Genomic DNA, 20,947 nt, shown 5'->3' on the forward strand with positions numbered 1-20,947 from the left:
GGGATCAGTCGTTTTCCAGGATGTAGGTGGCCTGGAGTTCGGTGACCGTCTGCCCGCCGTCCTGGGCCACGCGTTCCATGAGCGCCTGGCCCTGGCCGAAGTCGCCCAGGCGGATCACGGACTCCAGCAGTTCCGCGAGTTTCGCCAGCCGCAGGCCGCCCACCATGGCGGACGTGATCTTGAGGCTGATGACGGCGTCCAGGGCGGAGGCGCTGTCCTGCTCGTCCACCGCCGCAGCCAGCCGGGCGTAGCGCTGGTCCCACATGGCGGCATAGTCGCGGGCGAACCGCTGGGCGAGGCCGGAGCCGGCCAGTTCGTCTTCCAGCTCTTCAAGGACGGCTGCGTCAACGAGCGGCAAGTGACCGGCCGCTTCCTGTGGCAGCGCGGTCCCGGCAGCTGAAGCGATCCCTGGCGGCAGGGAGCCCGCAGCGGCGGCCTCGCGGCTGGTGCCGGGATCTTGACTGTGCATTGTTCAAGGCTACTTCCTGAAATTCTTCCGTTGTCCTATTTCGGGGGATCCTGTGGAAACCTTGAGCGATCTTTCAGGCGGTACTGCGTTGGCTTTACTGTCCGCTGAAAGTCACCACGGTATTGATGACGGCCGGTCCAAGAATGGCGATAAAGAGAACCGGAAATATGAAGAAAAGCAGCGGAAACAGAATCATCACCGGGAGTTTCATCGCCTTCTCCTCGGCCCGCTGGCGCCGCTTTACCCGCATGACCTTGGCCTGCACCCGCAGCACTCGGCTGATGGCGATGCCGTAGGTGTCCGCCTGCACCACTGCCTGCACAAAGCTGCGCAGCTCCGGAATGCTGGTCCGTTCGGCGAGGGCGGTATAGGACTCACGGCGGCTGCGGCCCACCTGCATGTCCTGCAGCGTCCGGACCAGTTCTTCAGCCAGCGGGCCCTTGCCGTTTTCCCCTGCGCGGGCCATGGCACCTTCGAAGCCCAGGCCCGCCTCCACGGAAATCAGCATCTGGTCCAGGGTGTTGGCCAGTTCCAGCTGCATGACCTTCTGGCGTTCCTGCCCCTTGCTGTAGAGCAGGAGGTCCGGGATGAAGTAGCCCAGGAACAGGACAAAGAGGCCGGAGAGCTTCATCAGCGGGGTACTTCCGATGGCCGTCAGGTAGATGCCCACCGTGATGCCCGCCAGGCCTATCGCCAGCTTGGAGCCGAGGACCTTGCCCAGCGGCATCGAGGCGGGCCGGCCGGCGAGGGCCAGCAGCCGGTCAAGGAAGGCCACATACGCCGGGGGAGTGAGGCGCCGGCCGATGCCTTCTAACATCCCGGGTTTGCCGGAGGCGGTAACAGCCACGGGTGCGGCACCGCGGGACAGGAGGTCGTTGACGGCGACGCGGCCCTGCTTGTCCACCGTCAGGACGGACCATGCCAGGCCGGCCAGGGGGACGCAGACCAGCAGGATAGAGAGGAGAACGGTCAGGTTCATGGCGTCCTCAGAACTTCAGGTCGATGATCTTGCGCATCCACAGCGCACCGATGGTCATGAGGACAAACGAGGCCCCGATCATGGCCCAGCCCAGGGGGTGGGTGAACATGGAGTTCATGTAGTTCGGGCTCACCGCCAACAGCATGGCCACAATGCCGAACGGCATGGCGATGAGGATGTAGGCGGAAAACTTGCCCTCGGCCGCCAGTGCCTTGATATGGCCCTTGATCTCGGCGCGCTCGCGGATGGTTTCGTTGACCTGGTCCAGGACGTCGGCCAGGTTGCCGCCCACCTCGCGGTTGATCTGGATGGCTTGGGAGATCCAGACGAAATCTTCGTTCTTCATCCGGTCCGCGGTGTCGTTGAGGGCGGCGAGCAGGTCCCGGCCCAGGCTGGTTTCCGTGATCACGCGTCGCATTTCTTCCGACGTCGGCTTTTGGGATTCTGCCGCCGCAGCATCGATGGCGCGCAGGATGCTGTGCCCGGCGCGGAGGCCGCCGGACAGGAGCTGAAGGGTGTCGCCCAGTTGGCTGTCGAAGGTGGCCCGCCGTTTTCCGGCCAGGAATCCCAGGACGAGTTTTCCGATGAAGGGCCCCAGCAGCGCCAGGAGGAGCCCCACGAGGGGTCCCACGGTTACGGTGCCCACCAGCATCCCCACGCCGGCGCCGATTCCCACCAGCAGGAAGAATTCGGCCTGGCTGAGCCGGAGTCCGGCGTTCTCAAGCTCGGGCCGGGCAAAGAGGGAGATGTTCCGGCCGGCGAGGAGCCGCTCGAAGGACCGGACGGCGGAGAGCGCCAAACGCGTCAGGGAAGAGGAAGGTTCGGGATCAAAAGGACGACGGCGGTCCAGCGGCACGTCCGGCGCGCTCGGCAGCAGCACCGCGGCGCCGAACAGGGTTACGGCTATGAGGAGGATGGCGGTTCCGGCAGCAAGAATCATGGCGGCCGTCACCGTCCGCCGTGGTTCTGGCCCGCCGGGGACTGGCCCACCGACGCCTGGGGTCCGGCGAAGACGCCGGGGGAGACGTGGATGCCCAGGTCCTCGAACCGGTCGATGAAGCGTGGCCGGATGCCGGTGGCCACGGGCTTGCCGAGGAAGCGGCCGTGGGCGTCCACGCCGGCGGAGTAGTCGAAGACGAAGGCGTCCTGAAGGGTCACGATGTCCCCTTCCATGCCCTGGACTTCGGTGACGTGGGTGATGCGGCGGGAGCCGTCACGGAGCCGGGAGATCTGGACGATCAGGTTGACGGCGGAGGCGATCTGTTCGCGGATGGCGCGCAGCGGCAGGTCCATGCCGGCCATCAGCACCAGGGTTTCAAGCCTGGCCACCGCGTCCCGGGGGGAATTGGAGTGGACCGTTGAGAGGGAGCCGTCGTGGCCGGTGTTCATGGCCTGGAGCATGTCCAGTGATTCCCCGCCGCGGACCTCGCCCACCACGATCCGGTCCGGGCGCATGCGCAGCGAGTTCCGCAGCAGTTCGCGGATGGTGACCTCGCCCTTGCCCTCGGTGTTCGGCGGGCGGCTTTCGAGCCGGACCACGTGCTGCTGCTGGATCTGCAGTTCCACGGCGTCCTCGATGGTCACGATCCGTTCGTCCGCGGGCAGGAAGGAGGACAGCACGTTCAGGAGGGTGGTTTTGCCGGTGCCGGTACCGCCGGAGACGATGATGTTGAGCTTGGCCTTGACGCAGGCGTTGAGCAGCTCGGCCATCTCGGGGGTGAGGGTGCCGAAATCGATCAGGTTGCGGACGGTCAGGGGGACCTTGCTGAATTTACGGATGGTCAGTGATGAGCCGCCCACGGCCAGCGGCGGGATGACGGCGTTGACGCGTGAGCCGTCCTCGAGGCGGGCGTCCACCAGCGGGGAGGACTCGTCGATGCGGCGGCCCACCTTGGACACGATCCGCTCGATGACCTTGCGCAGGTGCTCCTCGGAGCTGAAGCGGGACTCCGTCAGGGTCAGCTTGCCCTTACGCTCAACGTAGATCTGGTCCATCCGGTTGACCATGATTTCGGTGACGGCGGGATCATCCAGCAGGCGCTGGAGGGGCCCGAAACCCAGGACGTCGTCAGAAATATCCTGGACAAGCCGGGTACGTTCCTCGGGCGTCAGCGGAACCTGTTCGGCGTCGATGATCCGGCTCAGTTCCTCCCTGGCCGTGCTCCGCAGCTCCTGCTCGGTGGCCGTCGCGTCGTTGAAGCGCGCGCCCATCCGCTCGAAAAGTGCGGTGGCCGCACGGTGCTTCATGGCGGCGAAGACATCCACGGACTGGGCCTTGGGCACTGAGGGAGCTGAAGGCACCGGGGAGGCACCGGCGTCGGACGCTGGAACCACGACGGCGGGAGCGGCGGGACGGTGCCGCGGCTCGCTCTCCCCGGTCCTGGCCGGGGCAGCCGCGGGACGCGGTGGTTCGAGCACGGCAACGCTGCTGCCGGCGGACTGGTTGCGGTCCTGGACCGCGCTGATCCGTTCGGAGAGTTTCATCAGATGACCACCCTTCGGTGCAGCTTCCGCTGGGTCTGGGTACGCCACGCCGGGTTGAAGCGCTCCACCAGCTGGCGGAGGCTTTTGACGGCGGGGTCCTTTTTGGATTCCTGGAGGACGGGGATGCCGCGGTTGGTGGACAGGGCCACGGCGCGGGACCGGGGAACGCTGACGTCCACCGGGGCGCCGATGGTGGACTCGACGTCCCGGACGTTGAGGCCGGCTTTGGCGTCGGCCATGTTCAGGACCACGTGCCGGGACTCGGGCATGATCTCCAGCTGGCGGAGCACCTCAAGGCCCGAGCGCAGGCCGCGGAGGCTGGGGATGTCCATGGCGCTGACCCAGACCACGTCCGTGCACTGTTCCATGGCGGCCAGGCCGATTTCGGGCATGCCGGGGGCCGTGTCCAGGACGACGTACTGGAATTCCTGGGCAAGCTGTTCCAGCAGGCGGGTGATCTGGTCCGGCGTGATGTGGTCCGCGTCCACCGGGTTCGGCGGCGCGCACAGGGCGTAGATCCCGGCGGGGTGCACCGTGAGGAAGGCCTTGAGGACCAGGGAGTCCTGGGCAGCGGCGGGGGTGACGGCATCCGTGACCGTGTGCTCGGGGTTGAGGTAGAGGCCTGAGGCTACGTCACCGAACTGCAGGTCAAGGTCCACGATGACTACGCTCATGGGCGCGATCTGGCCCAGGCCGATGGCGATGTTCGTGGCGAGGGTGGTTTTGCCCACGCCACCCTTGGGCGAGAAGACGCCGATCACCAGGCCCTTGCCGCCGTTGTCCGCCGCCTGCGTTTCGGGGCTCCGGTGCCGGGTGGCGAAGGACTGGCAGGCACGCTCCAGCAGCACACGGATCTCGGCGGCGTCCGCCTGCGGGCTGAGGATGTCCCGGATGCCGGCGCGCATGGCGTGAACCAGGAAGGTCGGCTCGATGTCGCTGACCAGCACCAGGCTGAGGCCCGGGAGCTGGACGTCGAAGACCTTGGCGAACCGCAGCGCCTCCTCGTAGGGGACATCCGGGCCGATGATCAGGACTTCGGGCTGCTCCTGGTTGAGAAGCGCGAACAGTTCGGCCGGGCCCGCGGGGAGGATGTCCGAGGCGATGGTCTGGACGGAGCCGCGGAGGCCGTGGGCGACGGCGGCCCGCAGCTTCTGGTCGAACTCGGCGCTGGGGGAGAGGAGGACGAACCGGCTCACTTGTAGACCACTTCCTTGCGTTCGATCCGGGGTCCGTTGTCCTGGGCGTCCAGGGGTTCCTTGGTGAGCCAGAGGCTGCCGTTGATCGACGTGAAGATGATCTTGGCGGCGTCGACGTCGCTGACGGCCACGGTCAGCATGAGGGAGCCTTCGGGGAGGGCTGTGTTCTCTTCGCCTTCGGCAGTCTCGGCGCTCGCCGCCCCTTGGACACCGGTGACGAGGACTTTGCGGAGGGTGAGCTGCGTGGTGGCGTCCTCGGCTCTGGCTTTGTAGGCGCCGTTGTCGAAGTTCAACGAGATGCCTACATGGTCTCCGACGTTGATCCGTCCGCCGACGACCCGCTGCGGCTCCAGCTGGAAGGAGACTTCCTGGAGGCCGGCGGGGACCTCTACGGCGCCCTGTTCTTTGACGTCTGCTGGAGCGACCAGGCGCTCGTCCAGGAGCTGTTCGCCTGGGACAAGGTCCACTGCGCTGACCGTGTTGGCTTTGCCTTCCAGGGTGCTGAGAGCGCTGTCTGACTTGCCTGCTGCCGGGACCTTCTCGACCACGAGGGAGGCGGCCATGTCGTTGACCGGGGTCCCGGCCGGAATAGCGGTCTTTACCACCAGGACGTCCACGGGTTCGGTGGAGGCGAGGGCGCGCTGGTCGGCGCCGTTCGCGTAGAAGATGATGAGGAGGGCTCCCACGAGCGCCAGGGCAACCGCGGCCGTTCCGGCGAGCAGGCGAGACTTCACTTTCAGCTCCTGAGTATCTGGGGTGGTGGCTAGAGGGTGGGGCGGGCGATGGTGGCGCCGTATTCGTCCACGGGCCCGAGGGTGTAGCCGTCGGCGAGGGAGACGTACTTGACGAAGCTGCCGATGACGCCGCGGCACTCACCTTTGCACTCGGTGGCGGTGGTGACGCCCGTCGTCGTGGATCTCTCACTTCGGAATTCGTACGGTAGGCCCGTACCGCCGCTGAACTTCCAGCCGGTGACTTTGAAGGCTGCGAAGGAGACGAGCCCGTAGACGGCGCCGGCGCCGGTTCCGGTGACCTTGTTGAACACCGGGAGGAGGACAATGACGTCCCGGCCGGCGGTGATGTCGCTGGCCCAGCGGTTGAGTTCGGTGGTGCAGTTGCCGGGAGCGTTGTTGCCGGGGTCACTGCCGCCTTCGCTGACAGCGAGGTCGATGGTGCCGCCGCACTTTCCGGAGTCCTGGACCAGCCAGCCGAAGCCGCCCTGAACTGCCGCCCCGGACGGGCCGTAGTTGCAGTCGGCGTTGGCGTTCTTTCCGTGTTCCTGGAGGAGCTGGAGGCTGCCGCCAATGTTGTCCTTGACCTGGCAGATGGAGAATGCCAAGGGAAAAGCGGTGCGGCCGGCCTTGGGGCTTCCCCAAATGGCCGATGCCCGGGCACCCACTTCCTTGGTGGGAACGCCGAGAACGTCCGCGAAGAAGAGGGAAACAGAGTTGTCCGTGCCGCCTACTTCCTTGGCGGAGGTGGTGACGCTGACTTTCCGGGCGGTTTTGTCGAGCTCGATGGTGTGCACGTTGCTCATGCCGTCCAGGGCGTTCTGGTTGGCCAGGCTGGTGGCGAGGGGAGACGTCGTGGCACACACCGGGTCCGTTGCATTCCGTGCGCACTTCTGCGCGAGGGCAATGGCGGAAGCGTCGGCGCCGTTCTGCAGCTGTGCGCGCTCCGAGTAGATCACCCCGACGTCCACGGCGATGGCCACGAACCCGAGGAGGGTCACCAGAAGGATGGCCACGATGACGCTGATGGCGCCTTTCTCGTTTGTTGCTTCGTCCGTGGTCAACCGCCGCACAGCATGACCCCCTTGCCCGTCATGGGAAACGGTCCTGCGATGCCGGTGATGGTGGACAGGTTGTACTTGATGGTGAGGGTCACCTGGGCGCCCGTGCTGCACGCGTTGGTGCTGAGCGTGATGTCCGAGGTGGGGATGGTGCTGCTGACGGATGCTGCCGCGTTCTGTGCGGCGGTCTTGGCTCCAGCCGGATCGTTGCCGATGGCCATGACCCGGACGCCGTCGCGGGCTGCATTGGTGAGGGTGATCTGGGCGTTGTAGGCCCGGCCGAATTCGATGGTGCCGAGGACAAGCGTCAAGAGGAGGGGCAGCAGGATCGCGAATTCGACGGCGGCTGCACCGCGTTCCGAATCGTGTGACACCTGCTGCACCTCCTCTTGGATGACTCGTGTTCTGTGCCTGCTTCTTTGAGGCGGTGCGGTTCCGATATGGGGGGGGGGGGCCGGAACCGAGGGAACTAGGGAGTGGTGGTGGCAGCCGTGGTGGGGGCTGGGATCTTGGTCTCTACAGTCGTGAACATTTCGTTAAGGGTTCCACCGAGCGTGCTAACAGCGGCGATGATAACGACGGCGATGAGGGCGACCATGATGCCGTATTCAACAGCGGTAGCGCCCTTCTCTTCGCTGCGGAGGCGGATCATGAGGTTGGTGTAAAGAGAAAGCATTTTGTACTCCTGAGCGAGACGGATGGCTGGCCCTGCACCAGCACTGAAACGAAGTTAGCAATCGAATTTGCCGCTGATCCCGGATCTTGGAGCATCCTGCGCAAAGGCTTTACGGCGTGTACTTTTCCTGCGCCTTTGCATGGATTTCGCTGCGCTAACGCTGGGATTCGCATTTCCTTAGGGACACAAGCGGACCCCCTCGGTTCTGGGTGCCGAGGGGGTCCGGTATGTGGGCGCCTGACGGCGCGATTTTCATGGAGTTGCTAGGGGATGCCCAGAGCGGTTCTCACGCCAGTGGTGAGGAAACCGAAAAACAAGTTGAGTGAGGTCCCGAACAAACCCACACCGGCTACAATCACCATGGCTATGAACCCCGTGAGGATGCTGTACTCCGTGGCGGTGGCGCCGCGTTCCTGGTCGCGCAGGCGGGTGAACAACGCGGATACGTGGATCACGATCCTAGTTAGACGATCCAAAATTCCTCCTATGAAAAGGCGGCGACGATGTTCATGACGGCCGGCCCCAGCAGGATGATGAAGAGGGTCGGAAAAATAAAGAAGATAAGAGGAAAAAGGATCTTCACTGGAATCTTCATCGCGTGCTCCTCGGCCCGCTGGCGGCGTTTGAGCCGCATCTCGTTGGCTTGAACTTTCAGGACCTTGGCGATGGCGATGCCGTAGGCGTCGGCTTGAACAATCGCCCGAATAAAGGAACGGAGGTCGGGTACGTCGACACGGTCAGACATGGCCAAGTAGGCCTCCTTGCGCGAGCGTCCCACCTGCATATCCTGCAAGGTCCGGGTCATCTCATCTGCAAGCGGTCCGCTGCCATTTTGGGCGGTGCGGGCCATCGCCGCCTCGAATCCCAGACCAGCCTGCACTGAGATCAGCATCTGGTCCAGGGTATTAGGCAGCTCCTGGCGAATTTTGGCCCTCCGCTTCTCAGCATTGGTGCGTACCAGTAGGTCCGGTGCGAAGTAGCCGAATGCCAGTGCTGCGACAAGAATGGCAAAGCGTGCGGGAGCCGGCGAGGCGAGGAAGTTGAAGAGCCCAAGGACACCCGCGCCGAGCGCCAGCATTGGCTTTACAATCAGTAGCCGCTCCAGGGGCCACTCTTTCGGTCGGCCCACGGCCGCCAGTTGCTTGTCCAGCCAGGCAACGTAGCCTCCTGGCGTGACCTTGCGTGCAATGTCGCCGAACTCTGCCGCGAGGTTCTGAGGCGCCGCATTCCTTGCGCGCTGACCAAGATTGGCTTGGATGTTCCGTAAGGCAACCCTGTCGGTCGCCGCGACGGACCACACCAGGTACGTGATGGGCAGAATTATGGCCAGAATTGCGCCAAGTGCCATGGGTGACATGTCGACCCTCCTAGTACTTCGGTTTGATCAGGCGGCTGAGCCAGAAGCCGCCGGCTGTGAGCATCACAGCTGCGGCCCCAAGCATGAGGAATCCTGGGACAGTGCTGGTGAACGTCTTGGCGTACTGCGAGTTGATCAGGATCAGAGCGAAGAAAAGCACTACCGGGAGTCCCATGAGAACCGCCGCCGACATCTTTCCTTCTGCACTGAGGGCTTTGACCTGGCGTCTGATCTGATTCCGATCTCGGATGGTCTCACCCACGTGGTCAAGCACCTCAGCAAGGTCACCGCCCACTTCCCGGTGTATTTCGATGGCCTGGGAGATCCATGCAAAGTCTTCACTGCCGGTGCGTACGGAGACGTCGATCATGGACTCCCCAAGGTCCCGCCCGATCCTGGTTTCGTTGACGATTCGGCTCAGCTCCTCGGACATTGGCGCATCCGTCTCCCGAGCAGAAGCATCAATTGCCCGCATGAGACTGTGCCCTGCCCGCATGCTCCCCGTCAGCATTTGCAGTGTGTCGGGGAGTTGCTCGTCGAACTTGCTTTTGCGGCGCGAGGTCAAGACGGAAAGGAAAGCCATCATGCCGGCGGGTACGACGGCGATCATCAGAATCGCGAAGAACAGTCCACCCAAGAGGAATCCGAAGACGCTGCCCGCGACGGTGCCTGCGCCCATCATGAGCAGGAAGTCGGCGGGCTGGGTTTTTAGGCCTGCCCGTTCGAGTTTCTCCCGGCTTACCAGGAAGTCGTTCTTTCCCTTCAGCTGCTTGTTAATTGCCCCTACCGCCGAATCGGTTAGGACGGTCAGCCTGGAGCTAGCGGAGGCGACATCCGGCCGACGCCGCGAGAGGGGAATCGTGTTTCCAGGCTTGAGGACGACGACGAACAGAACTGTCATCGCAGTGAAGATCAGCAGCACGCCCACTAAGAACATCAGCATTGGGGCTTCTGGAGTTTCCATCACCGCCCCCTGACCGCTTGTGCGCCGAATACAGCGGGAGAGATCTTAATGCCCAGTTCCTCGAAACGGTCTGTGAAGCGTGGCCGCACGCCCGTGGGAATTGGCTTCCCCAGGAATCGCCCGTTGGCGTCGATGCCGGCCGAGTAGTCGAAGACAAAGGCGTCCTGAAGCGTGACGATGTCTCCCTCCATTCCCTGGACCTCCGTGATGTGCGTTACCCGACGGGATCCGTCGCGAAGCCGCGAAATATGCACAATGAGGTTTACGGCTGATGCGATCTGTTCACGGATGGCTCGAAGTGGAAGGTCCATACCCGCCATGAGGACCAAGGTCTCCAACCGGGCCACTGCATCCCTGGGGGAGTTCGCGTGGACGGTTGAGATCGAGCCGTCATGGCCCGTATTCATTGCCTGGAGCATGTCCAAAGACTCACCACCGCGGACTTCACCAACAACGATCCGGTCCGGCCGCATGCGAAGAGAGTTGCGCACCAAGTCACGGATGGAAACTTCGCCCTTGCCTTCGATGTTTGCCGGCCGGCTCTCCAACCTGACGACGTGGTCCTGCTGGAGTTGCAGTTCAACCGCGTCCTCAATGGTGACAATGCGGTCCGTGGCCGGAATGAAGGATGAGAGCACGTTTAGCATCGTCGTCTTGCCGGTACCCGTACCGCCCGAAACAATGATGTTCATTCGGGCAAGTACACATGCCTGCAGCAGCTCAGCCATTTCAGGGGACAGGCTTCCAAATCCTATGAGCTTCTGAACCGTCAGCGCCTCCCTGCCGAACTTTCGGATGGTGAGGGATGCCCCGTTGACAGCCAGGGGCGGAATGATGGCGTTCACACGTGAACCATCTGGCAGGCGGGCGTCCACCAGCGGCGACGACTCATCGATCCGCCGGCCGATGCGCGTCACGATGCGTTCAATCACTCGCCGCAGCGCCTCTTCGGAACTGAACTTGGTATCCGTGAGGAACAAGTGGCCGTTACGCTCCACATAGATCTGGTCCGCCCGATTGACCATGATTTCCGTGACTGTAGGGTCGTCCAGATAACGCTGCATCGGCCCATGGCCCAAGACATCGTCGATGATTTCCCGGGTTAGCCGCTGGCGCTCGCCCTGTGACAGAGGGACCTGCTCTTCATCGACGACGGCTTTCAGTTCGTCTTTGACGAACTGGTGAAGCTCTGTTTCGTCCAAGGAGGAGTCGGTGATTCGCGATCCCAGCCGTTCGTAAAGTGCTTGGCTGGCACGCTCTTTCAAGCCCGACAAGGCTTCGCTGGCGTTTCCGGTGGTCACCTCCATCACAGCGGGGGCCTGAGCCTGCTGCGTCGCCTGCGCCTGCTGGATGGCGCCGAGTGTAGCTGGCTGTTGCTGTGATGTGGAAGACGCCGGCATCTCCAGCTCGCCGACTTCGTCGCCGCGCAACTTCGCGAATCGATGTGAGAGAGTCACTGGACTACCGCCCTTCTGTGCAGCTTCTTGCGTGGAGCCTCCCAGTTCGGTTTGAAGCGCTCCACCAGCTGCCTGAGGCCTTTCGCTGCCGGGTCCCTGCTCCCGTCCTGCAGTAGGGGAACGCCTTTGTTAGTCGAGAAGGGGACATTCCTGGAACGGGGAAGGACTATATCTACCGGAGCACCGATTGTCGCTTCTACGTCCTGAACCGTGAGGCCAGTCTTGCGATCGGCCATGTTGAGGACCACGTGTCGATGATCTGGGAGCAGGTCAAGCTCCGAAAGAATCTGGAACCCCGTTCGCAAACCCCGAATGCTCGGGATATCCATGCCGCAAACCCAAACAGCATCTGTTGCTTGTTCCAGGGTTGCGAGGACGTGTTCACCAAGCCCGGGAGCCGTATCCACCACTACGTACTGGAATTCGGCGCGGAGCTGGCGCAATAGGTGGCTGATGTGTTCGCCGCTAATCCTGTCCATATCAATGGGGTTGCGAGGGGCACAGAGGACGTAGATGTTGCCGGCGTGAAGCGTCAGGTAAGTCTTGAGGACCATGGCATCTTGGCTCGCCGCGCCAACAACTGCGTCCGTAATGGTGAAGTCGGGCTCCAACATGAGACCACTGCCGATGTCACCGAACTGGAGATCCAGATCCACCACAACGACGCTCATGGGAGCGATTTGTCCCAGACCGATGGCAAGGTTGCTGGCGATCGTTGTTTTGCCAACGCCGCCCTTGGGCGACATGACGGCGATTACCCGGCCTCCCTCGGTAGTTGGACGTTCCGCCGTGTTGGGACCAAGTCCACGTCGACGACCAGCCGCAGCAAGGCTTGCGCGTTCCACCAAAGCCCGCACCTGGTCCATGTCGGCCGAGGGCGGAAGGAGATCCCGGATGCCGGAACGCATGGCGTTCAGTGCCAGCTCGCCGTCGTCCTCCGCTGCCAAAACAATGCTGATTTCGGGGTACTGCAGGTCCAGGATTGCTGCGAACTTCAGTGCCTCATCCTGGGGCAGTCCGGGGCCAAGGATCAGGACCTCGGGCGGTTCGCCGGCTTGCTGCCGAAGAATGTCCTCCGGGGATTCGGGCAGGTATGCCGCCTGGAAGTACTGGAGCGATCCGCTCAAGGGGGCTACAGATGCCCGAACTTTACGTTCATAATCTGCGGAGGGTGAGATCAAAATGAAGCGGCTCATCGGAATACCTTTGTCTGGTTGACGACTCCGCTGGTGCCCTCGGTGGCGCTCGCCGGCTCTTTCGAGAGGTAGATCTTCCCGAATTCCGCGGCGTACACCAGCTTTTCAGCATCAACGGCGTTCCTGGCGAATGTGATCAGGTAGGAGTCGCTTGAAGTCTGCTTGTCCTTACTCTCGGCATTGAGGGCACCCTGCGAACTGGCTTGGGTTGCCTCGCCCTGAGTCTGGGCTGCCTGGCCTGAACTGAACTGGACGGCAGTTACAAGGACTTTGTGGAAAGTCAGCTGTGTTCCGCTGCCGCCCTCGCCGTCGGCCGAAGAAGCGCCATCGCCGAGTGAAATGAACACTCCCACCGTGTCTCCAGCCTGTATCTTGCCGCCGACGACCCGGTCGATGCTGAGGCGTACGGTGATTTCCTGGAGACCTTCGGGAACCTCAACCCTTGCGGGACCCAGAAACGCATTCGCGTCAACCAGGCGGCTAGTGAGCAGTTGCTCTCCAGGCTTCAGCCCGACGGCAGTTACCTTCGACCCGAGCGATCCAAGGTCCTCAACGACTCCTTCGGCCACTGCTGTTCGAGGAACCGTCTTCGTGGTGACATATTGACTCAGTTGGCTGGCCGGCGTCCCCGCGGCAACCTCCTGCTTGACCACAAGGACGTCTTCCGTTTCCGTGTTTGCTAGGGCCCTGCGATCCGCGCCCTGCACGTAGTTGAAGAGAAGGACGGTGCCTATGATTGCGACAACCAATGCGGCAATGCCTCCCAGTAGGCGTGCTTTCATTACTTTCCCCTTTGGTGGAACTACTTGATAAGTCGAATTTCCGACGTGCCCAGGTCCGTTCCGCCGGGAACGCTGCTACCGGAGCCGATGATGTTGTATTTGATGAACTGACCGATGATGCAGCGGTCTTGCCCTGCATCACATGCGAGGGAACTGGTCATTCCGGGATCGCTGGCACTGTTGCGGAACTCGTATTCGTGGTTGTTGCCGAACTTCCAGCCCCAGATCTTGAACGTGGCGTAGCCGATGATGTTGAAGCTTCCTGTGTTGCCGGTGCCGGATGATGTGTCGAAGACAGGGAACTGCACCTCGACCTCCCCTCCGGCGAGAATGGTGTTCTTCCAGTTCGTGAGGATTGTGGAACAGCCACTGGGCGGATTGTTACCAGGGTCTGAAGCCATTCCGCTGGTTCCAACAGTGGTCGTGGCATTGCATGGCGAGGATTCGTCTAACCATCCCCAGCCGCCTGGAATTTCTGTCCCGGAGGGCCCGGTGCAGGTGCCGCCTGGTTTGTAAGAGATTCGCTGAACCGTGGCCGTCGGGCTGGCGGTCGTTAGGTTGTAGCAGTTTTCCGAAAGTGCCAGAGGGAATCCTGATCCGCCGCCCGGGGGCATGCTGCCAGCTGTGGCTTGCGCTCCGACCGTCACCGGACCAGCATTCAAGGCGTTGGCAAAGAGATTTGTGAGAAAACTGGACGAACCGTTGATTGTTGACGTTGTCACCGTGACTTGTCCGGGAACGGTGAGGTCAACAACGGCTTTGCTGGCGGCGTCGTTGGAGTTGGTATTGGCAAGTCCGTCTGCCAGCACGGTATTGCATGGGCCGTTCTTGCAGCTAAGGGCGACGGCCATCGCTCCTGCATCGGCACCGTTTTGAAGTTGAGCCCGTTCGGCATATATCTGCCCTACGTCCACTGCCATGGCGCCGGCTCCGATGAGGACCAGCATCATGACTGCGACGGTTACGCCTGCGGCTCCACGTTCATCCGAATCCGTAGCTCGTGCTCTTCTGACTAGCCGCCACATTGCATGGCTCCTTTGCCCGTGAGTGAAAGACCGGGTCCGAAGAAGCCGGTGAGCGACGATCCGTTATATGTGACTGTCACCAGGGCAGTTGATGCCGGTGTAGTTGCGGGACACGTCGCCGCCGAATAGTCAAAAGTCAGTAGTGCTGAATTGATTGAGGGTGCCCCCGCTTTGCCGGCAGCAGTTGCCTTCGTCGCGTCCTTAGTAATGGCCATAGTTCTGGCTGCCTCCCGCGAGGCCTGAGTTACTGAAACCTGAACGTTGTAAGCGTTCGAGAACTCGACAATCGCGATGATGATCGCAACGAGGATTGGGGCGACAAGAGCGAACTCGACGGCAACTGCGCCGCGCTCCCTGTGTTGCGCGTTTTTTTTACTGCGTTTCAACGTGTCCCCCTGGACGGTTGCAGCGTGAGAAATAGGTGCGGTGTGCCGCGCGGTTGGCGCGGCACACCGTTGATCCTGAGCTACCAGCCGCCGACAGTCCCGGCGAGATTGTTGAAGAAGGTATTCAGGTTTCCGCCGAAGAGCGTCACGCCGGCAACAATGACCAGGGCTATAAGCCCCACGAGTAGCGAGTATTCTGTCGCTGTTGCGCCCTTCTCGTTAGTGAAGATCGCCCGAACGGTCGTGACCAATTGTCGAAGCGTTGCCTTGAAATCAAGCATTCTTCCGGCCTTCCTTTACTGCGTCTCGCTTTACCAGGCGCCGACTTTGCCTGCGAGGCCGTTGAAGAAAGTGTTGAGGTTGCCACCAAAAAGAGTGACGCCTGCAACAATTACCAAGGCGATCAGCCCTACCAACAGCGAGTACTCCGTTGCGGTCGCGCCCTTTTCGGATTCAAACCGATCCTTGACGCCGGCGACAAATGCCATCATCGAGACCATGAGAGAAGTCATTTTAATTTCCTTTAATTCGGTGAAATGGATTTTTGATTTCAACGAATTTCCAGCTGCCCCCATAACTCCTCAGCGGCTGGACTTCGCTAAGAAAAGATTGTCAGTGCTGCGTAGAGGCAACAATGCGTAGTAGTACTCGATTTTTTTCGTATCCGCCAAAACTACGTACTCGAAATGATCGGGTAGTACTCAGGCGCCGAGTCGAGTACGCGGCAGACTACTTGGTTCGCCTTTCATGAACGACGGCGGCGTCTGCCGGATGTTGCCGGGTGGGCTAAGAGGAAAATAGTGCCATCGCCGCTGTGGCGGCGATCATTGAAGGCCCATGAGGCACTTCTGTGGCTTGTTTTCGGCCTATTCTGCCCAAGTAGAACAACGTGACCACTCCGTTGAGGAGGAAGCAAAGAAGGCCTCCGTACAGGAGTTGGCTCCACCCTAAGTACCCGAGATACAGGCCGACGGGAGCGGCGAGCTTTACGTCGCCCATTCCGATGGCGCCGGGGGAAACAAGCCCCAGGATGAGGTAACCGGCAAGCAAAATCAGGGCTCCGAGTGCCGCGCGAAGCAGGTCGCCGAACTGCGTATTCAGCAGCCCTGGCATCAGCAAGAGAAAGAAACCGCCAGAAAACAGTATGGATACGAGCGGGTTGGGTAGTAGATGCAACGCGATATCGATCCGGGACAGCTGCACGCCGAGAATTGCCAGGAACAGGAAAGCCGGCAGCGCTAATTCCATTCCGAGCCGCCAAGTTAAGGCGCCGCACAGAAGGCCGGTAAGTACCGCCGTCGTAATCGTGACGGGGAGCACGGGGAGGCCCCCCAGCCGGGGAAGCCGCTTGGAAATGAGGATCTCAACGAAAGGGGACAGCGCCAGTCCTAAGAGCGTGGCTGAGACGACCAGCAGCCACCCGGCGGAACCGTCAAGACCAGATGCAAACACGCGACCCCCTGCGTCCGTCAGGCCAGCAGGCGCTTGGGCAACCTCCGGCTACCCCCATTTTGACCCTGAAGCCCTTAACGCGCTAATCTTGGGAGTCGTTGTGCGTGTCCTATTCCGATGGTGCGTGCCCGCTTGAGTATCCGGTTGCAGGATAACTACTCAACGTGCACATTCGGAACCACAGGATGACTGGTTACATAGAGCCCTCACCTCTGTTCCGGTAGCGCGCAGATAGTAGGTGCACGAGCTAGTGACACCTAAACAAGAACGCCAGAACAAGAACGAGGCAAACACCGTGCGTACGTACACCCCGAAGCCCGGCGATATCAACCGCCAGTGGCACGTCATTGACGCCACAGACGTTGTCCTTGGTCGTCTCGCGAGCCAGACCGCAATCCTGCTGCGCGGCAAGCACAAGGCCACCTTTGCGTCCCACATGGACATGGGCGACTTCGTCATCATCATCAACGCTGAAAAGGTTGCCCTCACCGGCGCCAAGCTGGAGCAGAAGCGCGCATACCGCCACTCCGGCTACCCGGGCGGCCTGACCTCCGTCAACTACGCGGAACTCCTGGAATCCAACCCGGTCCGCGCCGTTGAGAAGGCCATCAAGGGCATGCTCCCCAAGAACTCCCTCGCTGCACAGCAGCTGGGCAAGCTGAAGGTCTACCGCGGTGCTGAGCACCCGCACGCCGCCCAGCAGCCCAAGACTTTCGAAATCACCCAGGTCGCCCAGTAGTCCTGGCCACCAAACAACTTATCTATACAAGGAGAACCGTGGCTCAGAACGAAGAGACCACCGAAGCCGTTGAGGCTGAGGAAACCCTGACCAGCTACACCTCTGAAAGCGCAGCTGCTGACGCCGCTGCGCCGAAGAAGGAGCGCCCGGCCCTGACCGTTGCCGGCGCAGCTGTTGGCCGCCGCAAGGAAGCCGTTGCACGCGTCCGCGTTGTGCCCGGCTCCGGCAAATGGACCATCAACGGCCGTGCGCTGGACAACTACTTCCCGAACAAGCTGCACCAGCAGGACGTCAACGAGCCCTTCAAGATCCTTGATCTCGAAGGCGCCTACGACGTCATCGCCCGCATCCATGGCGGCGGCATCTCCGGCCAGGCCGGTGCACTGCGCCTCGGCATCGCCCGTTCGCTGAACGAGATCGACGTCGAGAACAACCGCGCCACCCTGAAGAAGGCCGGCTACCTGTCTCGCGACGCCCGCGTCATCGAGCGCAAGAAGGCCGGCCTCAAGAAGGCCCGCAAGGCTCAGCAGTACTCCAAGCGCTAAATCCGCTTACCCAGAAGCCCGTCCCGCCAATCGGTGGGGCGGGCTTCTGTCATTCGGCTGAAGCTAGCCAGTCGTCAACCGATACACAGTCGTGTTGTCGAGCACCTCTGAAGAGAAATTCTCCTTAACCCAGCGTGAGATCGCAGTCGACTCAGTGTCGGAGGACTGTACCTCGACGAAGGCTTCCTGTTGAATAAAGTAACAGATCTCCCCGGCATCTACCTGGGCCTTAAAGCGTTCCAAGGTGGGGGAGGGGTCACTTCCGGAAAATCCACCCAAAGGCATGACGGCGCGACCAGATTCGAGCTGGAGTCTCGCTGCGGTTTGACTAGCGTAAGTGGCTGCTGCCCATGTGCAACCGCTGGTCCCTACTAGCGCCTCTACGACCTGGGCGTCTGGGACGCGGCCGAAAGCAATGTCGTGGGCCCAGGCTAGCTCGCCTTTGCGCATGGATTCCATAAGATGACTGATGCTTGCGGGATTCTTGGAGAGAACACCCGAGACCGGATTGGACCCATTGAACCCTACAGTCACGTTTGCAACTGAAGTAACAACGGGGCCGGTTAGCAGCGCGATCGCTAAAAGCCCTGCTGCTCCGAACTCCACCTTGATCGCGGGCGGCTTGATAACCAGCGCGGCTATTGCACCGATTCCCACACCGAGCACAATTTCCGGCAAATAGCTTGGCCATTCTGCGCTCCCTAGTACAAGCCAGGCTGTTAATAGGGAAATTAGGGCGATAACAGCTCCACCCATTCGCATAAGTAACGAATTTCGGCCTGAAATCAGCATGTCGAGGGTAATGCCCAACACCAATGCTAGTGGCGGCCCCAATGTGGCTGTGTAATACGTGTGAATTTGGTCTCCCATGTAACTCAGCAGGAGAAAAGTTGTGAGAAGCCAGACTCCTGAGAGCAGGGCGAGAGGGCGGACGGCCCCGGCTCGGGGAATCTTTCTCCAGAGAATTGCGATCAATCCGACAGCGAACAGCGCACTGATGAGTAGCCAGGAGGCCTCCTGACTGTAGTTGGCGTTTAGCAGTCTCAGGAGTCCAGCGTCGCTGTCAACCTGTCGAAATTGGACCGGGACCTGCATAGCCGTGGGCGCTTCGCTTTTGCTAATAATGCGGTCAACACCGTTGTATGCGAATGTCAATTCTAGGACGCTGTTGGACGGCGACCCACCGATATAGGGCCTTAGATGGCTGGGAATCAAGTCCACAATCATCATCCAAAGTCCGCCGGAAATCACTAGAGCGCTGATACCCGCGACGGTAGTTCCCAACCGTCGCGGCCAAGGCTGCGGGCTGAACACGATAAATGCCAAGCCGAGAGCTGGCACGCTGAGCATTCCCTGCAACTGTTTCGTCATGAAAGCCAAACCCAAAAGGGCGCCAGCAGCTGCGAATAAGTGGCCCCGTCCAGTTTCAATGCTCCGAAGCACGAACCAAACGGCCGCCACCATCAGCAGCAACATCAGAGGGTCCGGGTTGTTATATCGAGACATCAGCGTAACGATCGGTGTCGTGAAAAAGACGGTGGCCCCGAACAGCGCTGACACCCCTGAGACACAGCGCCGTAAGACTAAGTAGATTAATAGAGTCGTTCCTACACCCATGATCACTTGGGGCAGCAACATAGCTACCGGACTGAATCCGAATATCCTGACTGACAGGCCCATGAGCCACAGGCTCAGCGGAGGCTTGTCGACGGTGATTGAGTTGCCCCAGTCTGATGAACCGAAGAAGAACGCCTTCCCATCCATGGTGCCGGACTGAACGGCCGCGCTATAGAAATAGTTGGCCCAGCCGTTGATGCCTAGATTCCAGCTGTAAAGTGTTGCATTTGCGGCCAATATTGCCAGTAGTGCGGGACGTTCCAAGCGCGGATCTTGAGGACGCCCACGCCATAGTTTCCCCAGAAGGTAAGGGGCGCGAGTCCTAAACCGATCCTTTCGGCTAGGAACACCTGAGACGGCCTCAGCGAACGGCGAAGTGGGTATCATCGATCAACCACCTGTGACGGTACTCCTGACACTTCTTGTACGTCAGCAAAACGGCTCACAGGACGCGTTCTCTCGGAACTAGCGCGGAGAGGACGGGAGCCCGCTTACCACTGCGCCTCACCCGGAATACCCAGAGCCTGAGGAGGACAAACCGCATTAGCGTGGCAAAGACATTAGCCAGTGTCAGTGTCAGGAGTTCCAGATTTGGCGCCGCGTCAGGGCTTGCTGCGTGAAGGATTAGCAACGACGAGGACGTTATGGTCCAAGCCAGTAGAAAAACAATCAAGCCCTGAAACTGTTGTGTGAACAATTTCGCAGGGCCACTAATCCCGAAGGTGAACCTGCGGTTAGCGGCAGTATTGCCGACAGCCGTAAGAAGGAGGGCCAGGAAGTTGGCCTCCTGGGCCCCGAAGGATCCTTGGAGAACGAGGTAAAGCAAGGCGAAAGCCAACGTGGAGACAGCCCCGACCAGTCCGAAACGGAGAACCTGGCCAAAGAAGCTGGGCCGGCCCGATGGCACGATGGGTCGGCGCCCCAGCTCTGCATATATCGCCGCTACCGGAATTACCCCTTTCACCAAGGACCCCGCCACCCGGACCATACCGCGCAAATCGTCGAGAGCAGTCTGCCTAATGTCAACACGGCTGTCCGGGTCATCCACCCAGTCGACGGGAATCTCGTGAATACGCAGTCCGGAGCGCTCGGCAATGATCAGGAGCTCCGTATCGAAGAACCATCCGTTGTCCTCCACATGGGGGAGGAGGCGCTTCGCAACGTCAGCGCGAATCGCTTTAAAACCGCACTGGGCATCAGAAAAACGCACCTGCATCGTCCTCCGAAGCAGGAAGTTGTAGGACCTTGAGATAAATTCGCGTTTGGGTCCCCTGCTAACACGTGAACTTTGGCCCAGACGGGTGCCAATGGAGATGTCGGAATGGCCGGACAACAACGGAGCGACCAAAGGCAGCAGCGCAGCCAGGTCGGTGGAAAGGTCCACGTCCAGATAGGCAAGGACTTTCGCGTCGGAAGCGCCCCAGGCATCTCTCAGGGCGTATCCCCGTCCATTGACCTCAAGGCGGCGGTATTCAACGTTCGGCATGTGCTCGCTGAGTCGAGCGGCAATCACCGGAGTCCGGTCGGTGCTTGCATTATCGGCGATGGTTATTTTCCACGTCGACGGCATTTCGTGCGTCAAGTATGCGGCGAGCCTTGTGATGCTGTTTTCGAGTACCGCTTCCTCGTTGAAGACCGGTACAACAATTTCGAGCGCCAAGCCCCCATAGCTAGGTGTCATGCATTGGATCGTAGGGGCGCCGAAACAGCCGTGGCGAGGCTTTTGGAGAAAGACAGGTAAGAACGAAAAGAACCAAGTAGTCCCAGTAATCGCCCCCGCTGGAACGCAGGTACTCAACAAGTAGAAGCAGCGGCGACATGCAGGCTACGC

General features: G+C 61.1%; 24 protein-coding genes. 2 read left to right on the forward strand and 22 right to left on the reverse strand.

From position 1 onward, the window contains the following. Positions 1-4: 4 nt before the first annotated feature. The 20 genes from AC6CHP_RS01770 to AC6CHP_RS01865 all read right to left on the reverse strand — a co-directional run bounded on the left by AC6CHP_RS01770 (position 5) and on the right by AC6CHP_RS01865 (position 16,215). Positions 5-469, reverse strand: a complete 465-nt coding sequence (locus tag AC6CHP_RS01770; RefSeq protein ID WP_188727453.1) for an Hpt domain-containing protein — start codon at positions 467-469, stop codon at positions 5-7. A 94-nt stretch (positions 470-563) separates the two neighbouring features. Then, entirely contained in the window at positions 564-1,448 is an 885-nt protein-coding gene (locus AC6CHP_RS01775; RefSeq protein WP_377194760.1) for a type II secretion system F family protein, read from the reverse strand. Positions 1,449-1,455: 7 nt separating this feature from the next. Then, complete coding sequence (locus AC6CHP_RS01780) at positions 1,456-2,388, reverse strand: type II secretion system F family protein (protein WP_498227971.1); 933 nt, start codon at positions 2,386-2,388, stop codon at positions 1,456-1,458. An 8-nt stretch (positions 2,389-2,396) separates the two neighbouring features. Then, a complete protein-coding gene (locus tag AC6CHP_RS01785) occupies positions 2,397-3,932 on the reverse strand; it encodes a TadA family conjugal transfer-associated ATPase (RefSeq protein ID WP_498227973.1) in 1,536 nt (511 codons plus the stop codon). Continuing rightward, positions 3,932-5,128 carry a CpaE/TadZ family protein gene (locus AC6CHP_RS01790; protein ID WP_498227975.1) on the reverse strand — a complete coding sequence of 399 codons (1,197 nt, stop codon included), beginning with the start codon at positions 5,126-5,128 and terminating at the stop codon, positions 3,932-3,934. Before AC6CHP_RS01790 ends, AC6CHP_RS01785 begins: the two co-directional genes overlap by 1 nt. Further along, entirely contained in the window at positions 5,125-5,862 is a 738-nt protein-coding gene (cpaB, locus tag AC6CHP_RS01795) for a Flp pilus assembly protein CpaB (RefSeq protein WP_498227977.1), read from the reverse strand. The genes AC6CHP_RS01790 and cpaB (AC6CHP_RS01795) overlap by 4 nt, the downstream gene beginning before the upstream one ends. A 29-nt stretch (positions 5,863-5,891) precedes the next feature. After that, a complete protein-coding gene (locus AC6CHP_RS01800) occupies positions 5,892-6,932 on the reverse strand; it encodes a pilus assembly protein TadG-related protein (RefSeq protein ID WP_498227979.1) in 1,041 nt (346 codons plus the stop codon). Then, on the reverse strand, positions 6,920-7,294 hold the full coding sequence (locus AC6CHP_RS01805) for a TadE/TadG family type IV pilus assembly protein (protein WP_498227981.1): 375 nt from the start codon (positions 7,292-7,294) through the stop codon (positions 6,920-6,922). Before AC6CHP_RS01805 ends, AC6CHP_RS01800 begins: the two co-directional genes overlap by 13 nt. Before the next feature lie 95 nt (positions 7,295-7,389). Next, the gene (locus AC6CHP_RS01810) at positions 7,390-7,596 is read right to left on the reverse strand and encodes a Flp family type IVb pilin (protein WP_498227983.1); all 207 of its coding nucleotides are present in this window, start codon (positions 7,594-7,596) and stop codon (positions 7,390-7,392) included. A 263-nt stretch (positions 7,597-7,859) separates the two neighbouring features. Beyond that, positions 7,860-8,051, reverse strand: a complete 192-nt coding sequence (locus AC6CHP_RS01815; RefSeq protein WP_498227985.1) for a Flp family type IVb pilin — start codon at positions 8,049-8,051, stop codon at positions 7,860-7,862. Positions 8,052-8,080: 29 nt separating this feature from the next. Continuing rightward, positions 8,081-8,953 (reverse strand): type II secretion system F family protein, encoded by an 873-nt coding sequence (locus AC6CHP_RS01820; protein ID WP_498227987.1) that lies wholly within the window; start codon positions 8,951-8,953, stop codon positions 8,081-8,083. Positions 8,954-8,963: 10 nt separating this feature from the next. Beyond that, positions 8,964-9,917, reverse strand: coding sequence for a type II secretion system F family protein (locus AC6CHP_RS01825; RefSeq protein WP_498227989.1), 954 nt, complete (start codon positions 9,915-9,917; stop codon positions 8,964-8,966). Then, positions 9,917-11,374 carry a TadA family conjugal transfer-associated ATPase gene (locus AC6CHP_RS01830; protein ID WP_498227991.1) on the reverse strand — a complete coding sequence of 486 codons (1,458 nt, stop codon included), beginning with the start codon at positions 11,372-11,374 and terminating at the stop codon, positions 9,917-9,919. Before AC6CHP_RS01830 ends, AC6CHP_RS01825 begins: the two co-directional genes overlap by 1 nt. Continuing rightward, positions 11,371-12,570: a CpaE/TadZ family protein gene (locus AC6CHP_RS01835; RefSeq protein ID WP_400583445.1), complete on the reverse strand. Its 1,200-nt coding sequence runs from the start codon at positions 12,568-12,570 to the stop codon at positions 11,371-11,373. Before AC6CHP_RS01835 ends, AC6CHP_RS01830 begins: the two co-directional genes overlap by 4 nt. After that, positions 12,567-13,352 (reverse strand): Flp pilus assembly protein CpaB, encoded by a 786-nt coding sequence (gene cpaB, locus AC6CHP_RS01840; protein ID WP_498227994.1) that lies wholly within the window; start codon positions 13,350-13,352, stop codon positions 12,567-12,569. Before cpaB (AC6CHP_RS01840) ends, AC6CHP_RS01835 begins: the two co-directional genes overlap by 4 nt. Positions 13,353-13,372: 20 nt before the next feature. Then, a complete protein-coding gene (locus AC6CHP_RS01845) occupies positions 13,373-14,377 on the reverse strand; it encodes a pilus assembly protein TadG-related protein (RefSeq protein WP_498227996.1) in 1,005 nt (334 codons plus the stop codon). Beyond that, positions 14,365-14,763: a TadE/TadG family type IV pilus assembly protein gene (locus AC6CHP_RS01850; RefSeq protein ID WP_498227998.1), complete on the reverse strand. Its 399-nt coding sequence runs from the start codon at positions 14,761-14,763 to the stop codon at positions 14,365-14,367. The genes AC6CHP_RS01845 and AC6CHP_RS01850 overlap by 13 nt, the downstream gene beginning before the upstream one ends. Positions 14,764-14,843: 80 nt before the next feature. Further along, on the reverse strand, positions 14,844-15,044 hold the full coding sequence (locus tag AC6CHP_RS01855; protein WP_498228000.1) for a Flp family type IVb pilin: 201 nt from the start codon (positions 15,042-15,044) through the stop codon (positions 14,844-14,846). A gap of 30 nt (positions 15,045-15,074) precedes the next feature. Then, positions 15,075-15,275 carry a Flp family type IVb pilin gene (locus AC6CHP_RS01860; protein ID WP_498228002.1) on the reverse strand — a complete coding sequence of 67 codons (201 nt, stop codon included), beginning with the start codon at positions 15,273-15,275 and terminating at the stop codon, positions 15,075-15,077. Positions 15,276-15,549: 274 nt separating this feature from the next. Next, entirely contained in the window at positions 15,550-16,215 is a 666-nt protein-coding gene (locus AC6CHP_RS01865; RefSeq protein ID WP_498228003.1) for a prepilin peptidase, read from the reverse strand. A gap of 295 nt (positions 16,216-16,510) precedes the next feature. Between AC6CHP_RS01865 and rplM the strand changes: the two genes are divergently transcribed. Further along, entirely contained in the window at positions 16,511-16,954 is a 444-nt protein-coding gene (rplM, locus tag AC6CHP_RS01870; protein WP_015937805.1) for a 50S ribosomal protein L13, read from the forward strand. A gap of 38 nt (positions 16,955-16,992) precedes the next feature. Beyond that, positions 16,993-17,499: a 30S ribosomal protein S9 gene (gene rpsI / locus AC6CHP_RS01875; protein ID WP_364318834.1), complete on the forward strand. Its 507-nt coding sequence runs from the start codon at positions 16,993-16,995 to the stop codon at positions 17,497-17,499. A gap of 63 nt (positions 17,500-17,562) precedes the next feature. Here the strand turns inward: rpsI and AC6CHP_RS01880 are convergent, their stop codons facing one another. Further along, positions 17,563-19,380 (reverse strand): ArnT family glycosyltransferase, encoded by a 1,818-nt coding sequence (locus tag AC6CHP_RS01880; protein WP_498228006.1) that lies wholly within the window; start codon positions 19,378-19,380, stop codon positions 17,563-17,565. A gap of 178 nt (positions 19,381-19,558) precedes the next feature. Further along, positions 19,559-20,797, reverse strand: coding sequence for a bifunctional glycosyltransferase family 2/GtrA family protein (locus tag AC6CHP_RS01885; RefSeq protein ID WP_498228008.1), 1,239 nt, complete (start codon positions 20,795-20,797; stop codon positions 19,559-19,561). Positions 20,798-20,947: the final 150 nt, after the last annotated feature.

It is taken from the genome of Pseudarthrobacter sp. GQ63 (assembly GCF_059758765.1).